We start from the raw sequence: 16,120 nt of genomic DNA, 5'->3' as shown, positions 1-16,120 counted from the left end.
GAATTAAAAAATTAAAGAGAGAATTTACGCTCTTAAATCAGGTTTGTCATAAAAAGTATGGGCTTGGACAAACAGGCATCTACAAAGAAACCGGGTTTAAGATCGAATGTCGTGCAAATCCTGAAATAGTTAAATAGTTAATTTTCAACGATGAAAGACCAGCCCGCTAACAATTCCGATGAAACATCCGGCAACCGCGAAGGTGAACTTGATACCAGCAGCGAGGTGGTACCCCCAGCGAGTGCGCCTGCAAAACGGCGCAGCAAAGCCGAAGTTGCTTCCGAAGAGAATCGAGGCCGTCTCCGCGAGGAATTGCACGATCGCAAAGTCGAGCAATTGCGCCAAATGTTCGATCGGCACAAAGGCACTCGCCAGTTAATATTGCTGCAAGATTTTCCCGACCCCGACGCACTTTCAAGCGCTTGGACTTACAAATTAATTGCCGAACAGTACGATATCCAATGCGAGATTATCTACGCCGGCGCCCTCAGCCACCAAGAAAACATTGCCTTAGTTAAATTGACAGGGTTGCCGTTGCAGCGGTGGACGCTGGAAACAGTAAAAACTAAGGATTTGTCGGTGTTTCAGGGCTGTGCTTTCATAGACAATCAAGGAACGACTTGTAACTTAACCGAGTATATTTTAGCGGCTGGAGTTCCGATCGCCGCCGTCATCGATCATCACAATTTGCAGGGGGAAATGAACGCAGAATTTATCGATTTGCGCCCTCAAATCCGCGCTACAGCCACGATTTTTGCCGAGTATTTACAGGCTGGACTCCTAACTCTCGACGCCAGCGTCAGTCTGCACATCAAGTGCGCTACAGCTTTGATGCACGGTTTGCGATCGGATACGATCGCCCTCAGACAAGCTCAGGAGGAAGACTTTTTAGCTGCGGCTTATTTGAGTCGGTTTTACGACCCGCAGTTGCTGAATGCAGTGTTACAGTCGTCTCGTTCTAAGTGGGTAATGGACGCGATCGAGCGATCGCTCAAACACCGCACCGTCCAGAACAATTTTTCGATCGCCGGCATCGGCTACCTCCGCTATGACGATCGGGATTCTATTCCTCAAGCCGCGGACTTTTTAGTAACAGAAGAGAACGTACACACAGCCGTTGTCTACGCAATTGTTCACGACAAAGATGAAGAAATTGAAGTGGTAATTGGCTCGCTGCGAACTAATAAACTTACTCTCGACCCCGACGAATTCATTAAAGAAGCCTTCGGTCAAGATGCTCAAGGACGCTTTTTTGGGGGTGGCAGAAGTCAAGCCGGAGGTTTTGAAATTCCCGTGGGGTTTCTTTCCGGCGGGAATGAGAAGAGCGATTATGCAAGGCTGAAATGGGAAGTGTTTGATGCTCAGATTAAGCAAAAATTGCTAAATTTAATTAGTCCTAAAGACAATCCTGTTTACGATCATTAACTCGGAAGTTTCTAGGCGCGGCCTTGATTCCAGCAACAGCCTGGGTTCTACCTCCGGTTACTACGAGCTTTGGCCGCGTTTTTTTCTCGTTTCGGGCAAAATCTCAATTTGACAATCCGCACTGGACGCACTCTAACTCTCATCAACCGGGTTGTTTAACTCTTATTGAGGATTTGAACGAAGTAAGGGGGTTAAAAAACCCGGTTGCTCCGTCTAGGACTAACAATAATAAATTTAATCCCAGTTTCCCAAAAATACACACCCAAGAAACCGTTTTTTTTACTATTGTCAATGGATCCAACGAAGTATTTTGGTAAAAACCCCATGTTGCGGGGTAAAGTTAGTTTGATATAGTTTACTAAATTCCACAACATAATTATTATAATTTAATAATTATTGAAGCTGATTTTTGTGATAATTACTATAATTAAGTTAAAAACAACAACAAGTTTTTCGAGTTGATGCAGGAGACTTTAAAGTTAGATAAATTTTTATAAAAAAGCGCCGTACAATAAGTAACATAGAGAGTGGAAAACATAAATTTTTGGCTAACTCACATAATAAAAAAGAAAGTGTAGTATTTCATGAAAGTATTTATTTCAACATAAACTGTGGGTTTAATTTTTTTCAACCAAGCGACTTGTTGTTACGACTTAAAAGAAATTATTAACTTTTTTTGTAGCGGGTTAGAATAGTAGAAAATTGCTTGACAAAAAAAGGAACATGGAGATGTCTACAAAACAGACTTTCTCTTGGTCGTTAGAGAAAATCCTAGAAAAAGTTTCAGAAATTGCACTTAAAATCAACGAGTTCGTGGCTCTGGAGACAATTTTGCAATGTGCGCTAGAAGAAACCAGGGTGCTGCTGCAAACCGATCGCCTAATTATTTATCGCTTCCTATCGCATAGAGATGGCGTAGTATTTGCAGAATCGGTTGATGCCCATTGGCCGCCAACCCTAGGAAAACAGATTTATGATCCTTGCTTTGAAGCCACCTGGGTAGATCTTTACAGCCAGGGACAAACGAGCAGCATTTCTGATATTCACGCTGGTGATCTTCAAGCTTGTGATGTCGAATTGCTCGATCGCCTCCAGGTTCAGGCAAATTTAGTTGCGCCAATCTTGCTAGATGGCAAACCGCAGCAATCTCCGAAGCTTTGGGGACTGTTGATTGCTCATCACTGCCGAAGTCCGCGTCAGTGGGAACCTCTCGACGTTCAGATCCTGCAACAGGTTGCAATGCACATCGGGTTGACGATGCGGCACTTGGAATCTCACCGCCCGGTACTGGGACCAAATCAACCGCCGGAACTCGAAACAGAACCAAATCAAACTGCGACCAGTACAGAAAGCGCGCCTAGAGTCAATCATCAAAATTGTCTACCACTAAAGTTTGCCTATTCCCTGAGCGGCGATATTGTCCACCTCACGGCCTTTGACTTGTTGCAAAACCCGATCTGGATATTTGATATTGAGAATTTGCAAATGCGGTGGGCAAACCAAGCATCCTTGTACCTGTGGAATGCTTCTAGCCGGCAAGAACTTGTGAGCCGCAACTTTAGCGATGTGTCAGAGTCTACTGGGATTCGCTTGCAGACATATCTGCAGCAGTTTCAGCAAGGCAAAACCTTGTCCGAGCAGTGGACGTTTTACCCGGGCGGTCAGCCTGTTTCTGTCCGCTGTCGGTGTTCTGGGATCAGGATTGAGGGCGGGCGTTTGGCAATGCTAGTCGAGGGTACAGTCGAAAGCGCCGATCGAATGGAGCCGGAAATCCTGCGATCGATCGAGGCACTCCGGCACACCACGCTCATGGTTTCCCTGTACACCCTAGAAGGCTTACCGCTGCTGGAAAACCCGGCGGCATTGCGCTGTTATGGGGATGCGCTGCACCCTCGCTCTGCGTCAGATAATGCTTTTCTAAGCCACTTTGTTGACCCTCAGGTAGGAGAGCGAGCAATGGGAGTTCAAGGGTACGGCGAGGTATCGATCACTGAGGCTCAAGTGATTACTCTGGCTGGGATTCGCTGGCACAGGATCGACGTGCGGTGTACCAAAGACCCGGTAACAGGCAACCCGATGTTGGTCGTCAACGAAAATGACATTACCGCTCGTCGCCAGCAAACAGAAACTGCCCTGCAACAGAATGAAACCAGGTTGTCAGAAGCCCAGCGAGTTGCCCAAATCGGTAACTGGGAATGGGACGTGATTACGGGTAAAATTACCTGGTCTCCCCAACTATTTGAGATTTTGGGACGCGACAGGGCACTTGGCGAACCTACCTATGAAGAAAACCTGCGGCTTTACCATCCCGAAAGTGCCAAACAGCTACACCTAGTAGTTCAACGAGCGCTGACTCGGGGAGAGCCTTATCTATTGCGCCTCAAAGTCTTGCGCCCGAAAGGTTCTATCCGCCATACTGAAGCCAGAGGGCAGGCCGAACTCAATGCAGAGGGACAAGTCATTCGGTTGTTTGGTACATCCCAAGACATTACGGATCTTGTCAAGGCGGAAACAGAACTCAGAGAATTGAGTACAGCTCTTGCTAATGCAGTTGAGGGCATCTCGCGGCTGGATATTTTCGGACGGTACATCACCGTTAATCAAGCCTACGCGAATATAGCAGGTTATCAGCCTGAAGAAATGGTTGGTATGAATTGGCAGAAAACAGTTCATCCCGACGACTGCGACAGGATGATGGGGGCTTATCAAAAAATGCTGGCTGAGGGCCGAGTGGAGGTTGAGGCCCGTGGTATCAGGAAAGATGGTTCGATTTTTTACAAGCAATTGGTGATGTTGGCAGCCTACGACTCGCAGGAGCGATCGATCGGGCATCACTGCTTTATGAAGGATATCACCGATCGCAAGCAAGCAGAAGCAGCATTACAACTAGAGTTCCAGCGTCTGAGTATAGTGATTGCTACCCAACAGGAAATCGCCATCCGCAATCCCAATCTTGATGCAGTCATGGCTGTGATTGCAGAGAGGACTCAAGATTTGACCCGCGCCGATGGAGCAGTGATTGAAATGGTTGAAGGGGATGAAATGGTGTATCGGGCAGCCAGCGGTATCGCCAGGGCCTATGTTGGATTACGGATCAAAGTAGGGACAAGTTTATCGGGAAAATGTATTGCGACTGGTCAAATCATGCTTTGCGAGGATTCAGAAACCGATGCACGGGTGGATCGGGCTGCCTGTGAGCGCATTGGTCTGCGGTCAATGGTGCTTGTTCCCTTGTTCTATCAGGACGATCGGGTTGGGGTCTTAAAAGTGCTTTCAGCTAAACCCTCTGCCTTTACAGAGTCAGATATCCAGACCTTACAACTGATGGCTGGGTTTCTGGCAAGCAGCCTGAATCTGGCTTCAGAGTTTGATGCCAAAAACATTCTCCTGAGTCAATTACAGGAAAGTGAGGAACGCTACCGTTCTGTGATTACTAGCATGACAGAAGGTGTCGTACTCCAGCTAGCAAACGGACAAATTACTGCGTGTAATGCTAGTGCCGAAAGGATTCTAGGGCTGACCCCGGAGCAAATGATGGGGCGCACATCCGTAGATTTAGACTGGCGAATCGTTCGGGAGGATGGCCAACCGTTCCCGGGCCAACAGCATCCGGCAATCCTCACCCTGCGCACGGGACAAGGGCGATCGAATGTGGTGATGGGAATTCACAAATCGGATCAAACGCTGACTTGGATTTCGATTAATTCTCAACCGCTGTTCCATTTCAATCAGTCTAAACCCTATGCAGTATTGACAACTTTTGCTGATATTACAGAACTCAAGCGGGGCGAGGAGATGCTCAGACACTGGGCGGAACAAGAAAGATTAATTGCTACGACAGATGGGTTAACACAAGTAGCAAACCGCCGCTGTTTTGATGAGCGATTGCAGTCGGAATGGCATCGGCTGATGCAGGGCAAACAACAGCTTTCGTTGATTATGTTAGATGTAGATTATTTCAAGCGATATAACGATTGCTACGGACATCAAGCTGGGGATACTTGTTTGGTGCAAGTGGCGAAAGCTGCTGCCGCCGCGGTTAAACGTTCTACCGATTTGTTTGTGCGCTATGGGGGCGAAGAATTTGCTGCCCTACTGCCGAGTACGGATGCTGCAGGGGCGATCGCGGTTGCTGAGTCGATGCGTCAGGCAATCAGAGATTTGGGAATCCCTCACGAGCAATCTGAGGTAAGCTCGATCGTGACTGTGAGCATGGGAATTGCAACTGTGATTCCCACTGCAGAAACATCACCCGATGAACTCGTTGCCGTCGCCGATCGAGCATTATATGATGCGAAACGACAAGGGCGCGATCGCTACAAAAGCGCAAACCCGATGACGGCGCCAGCAGATTTCAATACAGTTGTAGAATAGGCAAAAAGTAGGTATATCCTCGACCGCTCATAGAAAAACAGGATAAAATGCCTGGAAGTATTAATATATGGTTATTTATCTGATCCGGCACGGTATCGCCGCCGCACCCGAAAAATATGATACAGACTCAGAACGCCCGCTGACTAAAGAGGGCGAGCGTAAAACCAGGAAAATTGCCGAACGCCTGTACGAACTCGAAATTCAGTTTGACCTGATTCTCACCAGTCCTCTACTGCGCGCGCAGCAAACCGCCCAAATCCTGCAAACAGTCGGTTTGAGTTCCCAAATAGAAGAATCCGCCACCCTTGGACCTTCAGGAGACATTGGGAACTGGTTGGAGTGGTACAAACAGTGGCAGGAAATAGGTAGCCGCAGCTTGGCCCTGGTGGGCCACCAACCAGACTTAGGCCACTGGGCAGAAACTTTGCTTTGGGCTCGATCGCAAGACGCCCTGATTCTCAAAAAAGCAGGTATCATCGGCTTAATCCTCCCCGAAACAGGCTCCCCAGTGGGCCGCAGCCAAATGTTTTGGCTAACTGCACCCAAGTTTTTGCTGCACTAGAAACAGCGAACCGCCCCGACATTAACAGGACGCGCCAGCAGTCTTAAAACCGCATTCTGGGACGGCGAAACCAAGTTTGAGGGGCGACAATACGCAGCGGTGCGATCGGGCTGTCTGTTGAAAAACCCGGTTTCTGATCCCCAATTAAATGATTATTTGTCAAGAGTGTGACACTATCTTCGTTTCTGGTAATGTACTTTTAGTAGATTGAACTCACACAAAACGGTATCGCAATGGTCGTCGGCGAATTCAAACCAGGTTTAGAAGGTGTTCCCGCCACCTTGTCCAGCATTAGCTACGTCGATGGACAAAAAGGGTTGCTGGAATATCGCGGGATTAGCATCGAGGAACTGGCACTGAAAAGCTCCTTTCTCGAAACTTCATATTTATTAATCTGGGGGGTACTTCCGACAAAGGAAGAACTAGAAGCTTTCGAGCATGAAATTCGCTATCACCGCCGGATCAAATATCGCATCCGGGACATGATGAAATGCTTTCCAGAAAGAGGACATCCCATGGACGCCCTGCAAGCTTCAGCGGCCGCCCTGGGCTTGTTCTACTCGCGCAGAGCTCTGGCTAACCCAGCATACATTCGAGAAGCTGTAGTGCGGCTGCTAGCTAAAATTCCCACAATGGTAGCAGCGTTCCAGCAAATGCGACGGGGAAATGACCCGGTGCGGCCGAGGGATGACTTGGACTACTCGGCTAACTTTCTTTATATGCTCAACGAGCAAGAACCCGATCCGCTGTTAGCTAGCATTTTTGACACTTGTCTGACTCTCCACGCTGAACATACAATTAATGCCTCTACATTTTCGGCAATGGTAACAGCTTCGACCCTGACAGACCCTTACGGGGTAATTGCTTCAGCAGTTGGCACTTTGGCGGGGCCGCTGCACGGGGGAGCTAATGAAGAAGTGATTGATATGTTGGAGCAAATTGGTTCGGTAGAAAACGTGCGGCCTTTTGTCGAGAAGTGCGTTGCAAATAAGGACAAAATCATGGGTTTCGGTCACCGAGTTTACAAGGTGAAAGATCCGAGAGCAACTATTCTCCAAGGGTTAGCAGAACAGTTATTTGAGAACTTCGGTCACGACGATTATTACGACATTGCTGTCGAGTTGGAAGAAGTGGTTGAGGAGAAATTGGGTCACAAAGGAATTTATGCAAATGTAGATTTCTATTCGGGTCTGGTTTACCGAAAAATGGGAATTCCGATCGACTTATTTACACCAGTTTTTGCCATCGCCCGTGTTGCTGGCTGGTTGGCCCACTGGAAGGAACAGCTAGAGGCAAACCGCATTTACCGCCCGACTCAAATATATACGGGCACTCACGGTGAGCCTTATATTGCGATCGAGGACAGGCTCCCATCCTAAAGCAAAATTATCAACCCCGATCAGAAAATAGCGAAAATAATTGTTTTGCTTTCGTGAAGTGTTGAATTAACAATTGCTTTCGCCTTCCGAGTCAGGAAGCAATTTTTGTCTGCCACAAGCTGCCGTGCTGGGTTACACCCCTCTTGTATGTTGCGCTGTTTGTTGGCGACAATAGTAAGAAGTGACGATTTTCAGGAACTCCGGTCCTCAGGCTTGCGGGTCTGAGGTTTTTTATTGCATATCAATATCAACCACCCCAGTAACGCGCTACATTACTGGTCATGTAAGCGGGGCGAGGCGCACCGTACTTTTATTCCTTCGAGTCTACCTGCTTAACTTCCTCCAAAGTTAGCCCCAGCAACTCTGCGATTTGCTCGTCTTTCAAGCCGAATTGGCGTAACTTACCCACCATTTCAATCTTGGCTTGATACTGGTCTCGCTGAAAGTCAGGAGTCGCAGGCTGGCTTTTATTTGGGGTAGGAGTGGGGCGATCGGAGCAAATATTGATGTAACCCATAATGTTGCTAATATTGTTATCGCCAAAACTAATATTGAGATTTCCTTTCCGTTCTAAGACCGATTTAAGATTGTGTTTATCAACGGGTTCATCAAACACATCTGATAACATTTGCAAAAGCTCGTAACCTCTATCCTTAACGTGACCTTCCGAAAGACGATAACTATCGGCAATCTCAGCATACTTTTGTCGATTCAGAGTTCCCTCGATAATTCCACGCTGTAAATCATTGAGGCGTTTACCTGTCTTATCGTAGACAACTTGATCTACAAATTCGAGTACCTCGCGAATATCCATCATCAAGGGTTGTGAGAAACTTCGATTATTATATCCGACTTTAACCGCCTCGCTCCGTCTTTTTCCGACTTATAACTGAAAGGTTAGAAAGATCCGTCTTTTCCCGCTTTTCAGCTTAGGGACGATCGCTATATTATGTGGAAGAGTGATAAAGATAAGCTTGACATAAAGCGGTAGCTGTAAGCAAAAGGCTATTCGAGAGAATTCTCAAAGCGTTGACGCCGATCGGTTTTAAGAAAAAAGCTGTAGGCTGAGCACTCAATACACTAGAAAAGCTCAAGGAACCAAGTGTTATGGCCAGACTTAAACTTCTGCGTGTGGTGACTTCCCTTTGTGCTGTCGTAATTCCGTTTTTGCCTTTGGGTTACAGCGGTGCGATCGCTCAAGAGTATCCGGGCTGTTTCTGGACAGATCCCAAAACGGGCAACCACATATCCCTTGAGCCACTATGTGAGAGAGGACGGATAGACGATGCTATAAAGGCAATAGAACGAAATCAGAACCCCTTAATTGCTAACTTAAGAGTATCGTCAGACTTAAAAAAAGGAATAGAAAATTGGGCTCTCATTGAAGGTAAAATCACGAACCGCAGCAGTAGACCCATTAAGATTGGTACCCCAAATATTCAGATCGGTAAAGGCAATACAATTCTCTACACGCATCTGGTGAGAATTAATCAAACGTTACAGCCTGGTCAATCAGTTGGTATCAACGAATCGATTCTTAAAAGTTGGTTAGGAGTAAGTTTTATGGGTGGACTGGAAGTTAAAATTGAGGATTGGGACTCTAGCGACTAAGGGGAATTAAAATCTATCCTCTTTATTTCATAAATCGCCCGACCCGAAAGGATAAAAAGCTTAAAAAGGCGCTCAATATACTTACATACACCCATCAATTTAATCATGAATTTTCTATACCAAGTTATCACCATCGTGGCAATTCCACTCACAATAGGTATAATCCCTAATGCTGCGTCTAGCCATTCTCCCGCAGTTATTATATCTCAAGCGAGTTCCACAGACTTCTATACAAGGGGTGACGATTTTTTTAATAACAAAGACTATAAAGGAGCAATTGAAGCCTACACCCAAGCTATCAAACTCAATCCTAATTTTGCTGAAGCACACCAAAGCCGATGTTTGTCACGACTTCTGATCGGGGACTATCCTGCTGCACTTGGAGACTGCAATAATGCCATCCGCATTCGACCGAATGATGCTGATGCTTACCGCATTCGGGGTACTGTTCGTCTTAACTTAAAAGATATTAGAGCAACAGTTGCCGACTGGCAAACAGCAGCGAACCTGTATAATGCTCAAGGAGATAGAGAAAACTTTGAATACATGATGAATCGCCTCAAAAACGTTCAGCAAGAACTTCAGCGGATACAGCAGCGATGACTGCTAATTTTAAGCAGTGAACAAAAATAGAACGAGCAACGCTAGTTAGTGTTTCAAAGTTCCCGGTTACTACTTCTGATTTTGCCCTCAAGATTTATAAAAATTTCCGAAGGTGGGCATTGCCAACCATTGGTATCCAGAACCAGGCTAAAACCACCTCTAAATTATGGTTGTAGCCTAGTCTCTATCCCCCTAAATCCCCCTTAAAAAGGGGAGTAGGGGTTGACTTTGAGTGCTTCCAGTCCCCCCCTTATTAAGGGGGGCTAGGGGGGATCTCCGGGTTTCAAAACACACCCTACTCGCTACATCTAAACAGATTGAGTTACGTGATGACGGCTGGTCAATTTATCCAATTGATTCACCAACAAACTGAGGAACAATCCCACATCGGTAACAACTCCAATAGATTCGATCGAACCCCGATCGCTCAATTTCGTCACCACCGCCGGATTAATGTCCACACAGACCATCTTCACACCAGCCGGCGTCATATTTCCCACACCAATTGAGTGCAGCATAGACGACAGCATTAACACCATATCTGCACCCCGTAACAGCTCAGTATATTCTTCTTGAGCCTTAACTAAATCCATTTGCGTGTCAGGAAGCGGGCCGTCATCCCGGATCGAACCTGCTAGGGAAAACGGTATATTGTTCTTCACGCACTCGTACATCACACCGTTAGTAACCAAGCCTGCTTCTACAGCTTTTGCAATACTCCCGTAACGTCGCACACTGTTAATTATTTTCAAGTGATGGCGGTGTCCGCCGCGCACAGCAATACCGCGTTTCATGTCAACCCCTAAAGAGGTTCCCATATTCGATTGTTCCATGTCGTGAACCGCGATCGCATTTCCGCCCAACAACGCTTGCACGTAACCTTCGCGAATCAAATGCGCTAAATGTTCGCCACCGCCGGTGTGGATAACAACAGGCCCCGCCGTAACTACAACTTTGCCACCGCGATCGCGAATCTGGCGCAATTCCCACGCTACTTGTTCCACTACCAATTCTACGCGGCGCTCGCTAGAAACGCTGCCCGACATAAAACTGAATTCTTGAGAATTGCGCTGTTCCCGCGATTCGGTTTTGCGGATAGTGCGGATACCCACTACATCAACAACGACTTTTTCACCTACTCTTAAATCTCGCAGTAATTTGCATTTAGCTACTGGGCCATCAGCAGTTTCAGTAATAGCAACTGCTCCATCCATCCGCTGATTTTGCGCTTTCACCCACTGGCCATTTACCCGCACTTCCGTGGGATAAATTGTACTCACATAAAAATCGTCCGGGCCGACACCATCTTGCACTACCGGTTCTAAAATAGCGTCGCAAATCTCTTGTGGTGGCGGCACTGCACCCAAGTCAATTAGCATTCCCATGATTTCTTCCATCACATCGTGGGAAGGAGCCGAAACTTTAACGTCTGCACTGGATGTGCTTTGCCGCTGCTCTCCTAAATTGAAATTGAGCACTTGGAAACTGCCGCCGTTTTCGATAATTAAGTCTAAAGCGCGACTGATTAAACCAGCATCGAGCAAGTGACCTTCCATGCGAATTGTGCGGCTTTCTACCATCACGTTTGGCGCTCCATCTTCTTGCACCGGTTCCGTTACCCGTAGTGTCAAGCACTTACAAGCGCCGCCCGCTTTCAGAAATTCGCTCATCGGCGTTTCAATTACTTGAAAACTAGCCTCAGTGATGCGCGTTTTCAAGGCTTCGCTAACCTTGTTCATTACCACAATTTTGTCAATATTGACGGCATTGCAGGCAAAGTTAGCGGCATCTGCTTCTTCAATGGCAATGCGTTTTTCTGGTGGTACCCGCATTTCAATTAAGCGGTTGGAGTAGGAATCAAATGCTGCGGGATAGTAGAGCAAATAGCCGCCTGTCAGAGGACAAAAACAGGTGTCTAGGTGATAGAAACGTTCGTCTACTAAACGCAGCGAAAGCACTTCAATGTTGAGCCATTTTGCTAGTAACGGGTGCGAGTCGAGTTCGGAACGGAAGCCGTATCCGGCCCACAACCAGCGTCCTTCGCGATCGAGCAAAGCATCGCCAGCGCCCTCAAACGGCAAGTCTTTCGGGAGTTCGTGCACTGTGAAACCTTTGCTTTCAAACCATGCTTTGAAATAGGGTTCTTCGCCTTGGCGTTCTTTGTGATAGAAACGGCTGAGGACGAAGGTATTGCCTAAAAGTAAGCCTGCGTTGGCGGTGAAAACCATATCAGGCCAACCTTTTGCAGGCGGTACGAGGTCTACCACAGCGTTGTCTTTGAGGACGTGGTAGAGTTTTTCCCACTGTTCGACGGCGCGATCGCGCGATGATTTGTGGACATTTCCTTCCATCCACGGATTAATCACGTAATCCACATCGTAGTGGTCGGGAGCACACATGAGGAAGCGAATTGAGTCAGTCATAATTCAGTTAAAATGTGGTAGACGCTACAGCAGACGTATGTTGACAGAGTTTGTATAATAGCAACTGTAATATTGACTACTAATTTTAGCAGCGCCACGTCTGGAGCCTCAAAAGGCTAACTCTTTACTATATCATGTTTAAGATGAGATTACACTAAAGGACAGAGCGTTCGCAGGAAATATTGGAGAAAATGTCAGGTTATGACGCACTCTAAAATAGGTTCTGATAAACGATTAATATGATCTCCGTTGCAATTGCCGCCCGTCTTACGTTCGGGGCGGGTTTAGGCTCATCTCTGGCTTATATTATAGATGGTTGGTGAACCGGCCCCTACAAGAATTAGGGTTAATTTACCCCCCATGATTTAACAGCTTATCCTAACTTTTAACTTTCAAATTTTGCGAAATCGGCAGTTCGATCGCAAATTCTGTTCCTCGGCCAACTTCTGAATGACAGTCCAACTTACCGCCGTGGGTGTCTTTAACAATTTGGTAACTAATCGACAACCCCAAACCAGTGCCGCTGCCGATCGGTTTGGTAGTAAAAAACGGGTCAAACATCCTTGACTGAACTTCGGGACGGATACCGGGCCCGCTGTCAGAAATCCGCACACACACTTGATTTTCTCCGCTGACTTCAGTAACAATGCGAATCTGGTGAACTTTGCAAGTAAAGTGGGCTGATGACTCTTCCATAGCGTCGATCGCATTCACCAGCAAATTCATAAATACCTGGTTTAATTGAGCCGGATAACACTCGACTTTGGGCAGTTCTCCGTAATTTTTAATAACTTGAATTGCCCGACGTTTTGGCTGTGATTGGAATCGGTGCTGCAAAATCACCAAAGTGCTCTCTATCCCTTCATGAATGTCTATTACTTTGCACTCTTTTTCGTCAAGTCTCGAAAAGTTTCGCAAAGACAGCACTATCTGCTTAATTCGGTTAGCACCTTCTTGCATTGAAGCCATGATTTTTGGGAAATCTTCAGCGATAAAATCTACCTCGACTTCTGCCAGTTCTTGGGCAATTTCGGGAACGGGTTCGGAATAGTATTGCTGGTAGAGATCGATCAATTTTACCAAATCGCGAGCGTAGTTGGCGGCGGGAATAATATTGCCGTAGATGAAGCTGATGGGGTTATTAATTTCGTGGGCTACTCCCGCTACCATTTGCCCGATACTTGACATTTTTTCAGCTTGAATGAGCTGAGACTGAGCCTTTTTTAAGTCTGCCAGAGTCTTTTCTAACTGTTTCGCTTTTTTTCGTTCTCGCTGTTCGCTAAATTGCAACTCTACTTGGGCTTGTTTGCGATCGCTAATATCAATATGCGTCCCCGTCATCCGTAAAGGATTTCCCGAAGCATCGTGTTCCATCACCTTTGCTTGAGCTAAAATCCACTTCCACTCGCCGGATTTTGTCAGCATCCTAAATTCCGCTTCGTAAGTAGGATTTTGGCCTTCGAGGTGAGCATTTAGCGCTGCTTTAGCCGGAGACAAATCCTCTGGATGTACCAGTTTCTCCCAGGATGCAGAACTATTGGCTATTTCTTCTACTTCATATCCCAGCATCGTTTTCCAGCGCGGATTAAAATAGACTTCTCCCGTGGCCAGATTCCAATCCCACAATCCCATCGCACTGCCTTCAAATGCCAGATAAAAACGTTCTTCACTAATTTGCAAAGCTGCTTCAGCTTGTTTTCGATCGCTAATATCCATCACTGTTCCCAACAGTTTTATTACTTCCCCGGTTTCGCTAAAAACAGCTTCTCCCCTTCCTTCCACGTATATAATTTGACCGCTAGGATGTAAAAATCGAAACTCTCTTTTGTAGGCAATGCCTTGTGAGATAGTTAGGCTGACTGTTTGTTGAAATAATTCTCTGTCATCGGGATGACACATCTTTAAAAGTTTGGCAGATGTCGGTTCAGTTGCACTTGAGTCAAGACCAAAAATGCGGAATACTTCTTCTGACCAAGTAATTTTATTGGTGACTAACTCAAATTCCCAACTGCCGATATGGGCAATTTTCTGGGCTGCTGCTAGACTAGCTTCGCTTTGTTGAAGTTTAAGTCGCTGTTGTTTATCTTGTTCGAGAAGATTGGCTTGAGCGATCGCAATTCCCATCTGTGCCGCCACAGCGCTCAATAATCTGATCTCATCCTGCGTCCAGTGGCGGGGGCGATCGTACTGATGCAAGCATATCATTCCGTTGGCTTTTCCCTGATAGGAAGTGCGGATGGATATCATCGACTGCAAGCCTATTTGACAGCACAACTCTCGGACGTTTTCTAGCAGGGGTTCGGAAAAAACATCGTCAGAAACTACAGCTTGATCTTGGGACAATAAAAACTCAACGTGAGGATTGCCCTGTATGGGAATTTCTAAATCTAAAAGCGATTGAGAGGCTGTTTTTCTGTACTCAGCGACATTAGAAATTCTGGGAACTGGGTCTTCTGTATATGTGTGAATCAAGCAGCAATCGGCATTAAAAATTCGACCTATTTGGGCGGCCGCTGTTTGAAAAACTTGCTCCGGCTTTAAGCTATAGCGAATTTCGAGAGTAATTGTTTCTAGCAGAAATCTTTGTTTGATTTGCCGTTCCAAAGCCGCTAAAGCTGTTTTAAGTTCTAGTTCTGCTTGTTTGCGATCGCTAATTTCAGTTGCCGTTCCCAAAATTTTCCAAGGTTTGTCGTCGGCTGTTCTGGCAAACACTGTATCCACGCTAACAAACCAGCGATATTCACCATTTTTGTGCTGAACTCGGTACTCAAACTCAAAGCTTTCACCGTCTTTTGCTGCTTCAATCCTCCTCATGTGTTCTGAGAATCCTGGCAAATCTTCAGGATGTATTAAGTTAGGAAGAAATCCTCCTGCCATCTGCTGGATTTCTTCAAAAGAATAGCCAATATCGCTATAAATTTCGCGGTTGATATACAGAGTTTGATGTTCAATCAAATCGGAAACGTACAAAAGATTAGGATGTGTTTGAATTACTGCCGACAGCCAGCGTTGGCTGTCTCGGAGCTCTGCTTCGATCCGCTTGCGTTCTTCTATTTCTGCTTGAAGCCGCGCATTTTGTGCTAAAATTTGTTTATAAAGGCGGCTCAGAAGTAGTTGATTTTCGACGCGACTCACAACTTCTTCTGTTTGAAATGGTTTACTAATGTAGTCTACCCCCCCCAACGAAAAAGCTTTGACTTTATCAAATACTTCATTTAAAGAACTAATAAAAATTACAGGAATATCTTTGGTTTGCGGACAAGCTTTTAGCTGTTCACAGACTTGATAGCCATCCATACCGGGCATCATGATGTCCAGCAAAATCAAATCTGGTGGATTCGACAGAGCAAAGTTAAGAGCCAATTTACCATCTCGTGTCGGCCGCACTTTATATCCCCGCTTAGACAAAAGCTGGGATAAAAGCCGCAAGCTTTCTGGATGGTCGTCCACCATTAAAATATTTTCTTGTAAGACAGTGTTTTGAAGTCTAAGTGTTTCTAGTCTTGGATTTTTATTGTCAGTTGTATTCACAGCAGACCCTCAAATTATTCAAGTTGTATATGTGGGAATATTTTTAAAGTCATTAACCGCTTGTAGCTAACACTCTCCGATAAACCAGCACAACTATTGGCTCTCTAGCACACTCCTAAATTATCTGTCATTATATCAAAAATAATGCTCATTTGAAAGTCTTGGTAGCTCAAATTATCGGAGCAGAGTGAGTAAACAGTCTAGATGCCTCA

General features: G+C 46.0%; 9 protein-coding genes. 6 read left to right on the top strand and 3 right to left on the bottom strand.

What is annotated here, in order from left to right:
- The first annotated feature begins 150 nt into the window (after positions 1 to 150).
- The 4 genes from QUB77_RS26935 (at position 151) to QUB77_RS26920 (ending at position 7,740) form a co-directional block, all read left to right on the top strand.
- Positions 151 to 1,425 carry a bifunctional oligoribonuclease/PAP phosphatase NrnA gene (locus QUB77_RS26935; RefSeq protein WP_333179345.1) on the top strand — a complete coding sequence of 425 codons (1,275 nt, stop codon included), beginning with the start codon at positions 151 to 153 and terminating at the stop codon, positions 1,423 to 1,425.
- A gap of 729 nt (positions 1,426 to 2,154) precedes the next feature.
- Positions 2,155 to 5,799 (top strand): diguanylate cyclase domain-containing protein, encoded by a 3,645-nt coding sequence (locus QUB77_RS26930; protein WP_333179342.1) that lies wholly within the window; start codon positions 2,155 to 2,157, stop codon positions 5,797 to 5,799.
- Positions 5,800 to 5,866: 67 nt separating this feature from the next.
- A complete protein-coding gene (sixA, locus tag QUB77_RS26925) occupies positions 5,867 to 6,361 on the top strand; it encodes a phosphohistidine phosphatase SixA (protein ID WP_333179340.1) in 495 nt (164 codons plus the stop codon).
- A gap of 233 nt (positions 6,362 to 6,594) precedes the next feature.
- Positions 6,595 to 7,740: a citrate synthase gene (locus tag QUB77_RS26920; RefSeq protein ID WP_333082657.1), complete on the top strand. Its 1,146-nt coding sequence runs from the start codon at positions 6,595 to 6,597 to the stop codon at positions 7,738 to 7,740.
- A gap of 310 nt (positions 7,741 to 8,050) precedes the next feature.
- On the opposite strand, the gene QUB77_RS26915 is transcribed toward QUB77_RS26920, so the two are convergent.
- A complete protein-coding gene (locus tag QUB77_RS26915; protein WP_333179338.1) occupies positions 8,051 to 8,557 on the bottom strand; it encodes a hypothetical protein in 507 nt (168 codons plus the stop codon).
- A gap of 290 nt (positions 8,558 to 8,847) precedes the next feature.
- On the opposite strand from QUB77_RS26915, the gene QUB77_RS26910 reads away from it, so the two are divergent.
- Positions 8,848 to 9,351 carry a hypothetical protein gene (locus QUB77_RS26910; protein WP_333179336.1) on the top strand — a complete coding sequence of 168 codons (504 nt, stop codon included), beginning with the start codon at positions 8,848 to 8,850 and terminating at the stop codon, positions 9,349 to 9,351.
- A 105-nt stretch (positions 9,352 to 9,456) separates the two neighbouring features.
- The gene (locus tag QUB77_RS26905; RefSeq protein ID WP_333179333.1) at positions 9,457 to 9,954 is read left to right on the top strand and encodes a tetratricopeptide repeat protein; all 498 of its coding nucleotides are present in this window, start codon (positions 9,457 to 9,459) and stop codon (positions 9,952 to 9,954) included.
- Positions 9,955 to 10,262: 308 nt separating this feature from the next.
- Here the strand turns inward: QUB77_RS26905 and argZ are convergent, their stop codons facing one another.
- Together argZ and QUB77_RS26895 are read right to left on the bottom strand one after the other, a co-directional pair.
- Positions 10,263 to 12,377: a bifunctional arginine dihydrolase/ornithine cyclodeaminase gene (argZ, locus tag QUB77_RS26900; protein ID WP_333179331.1), complete on the bottom strand. Its 2,115-nt coding sequence runs from the start codon at positions 12,375 to 12,377 to the stop codon at positions 10,263 to 10,265.
- Positions 12,378 to 12,755: 378 nt separating this feature from the next.
- Positions 12,756 to 15,908: a PAS domain-containing protein gene (locus QUB77_RS26895; protein WP_333179329.1), complete on the bottom strand. Its 3,153-nt coding sequence runs from the start codon at positions 15,906 to 15,908 to the stop codon at positions 12,756 to 12,758.
- Positions 15,909 to 16,120 lie beyond the last annotated feature (212 nt).

Source organism: Microcoleus sp. AT9b-C3 (genome assembly GCF_036705485.1).
GTDB lineage: Bacteria > Cyanobacteriota > Cyanobacteriia > Cyanobacteriales > Microcoleaceae > Microcoleus.
This window is presented reverse-complemented; position numbering and strand designations above follow the sequence as displayed.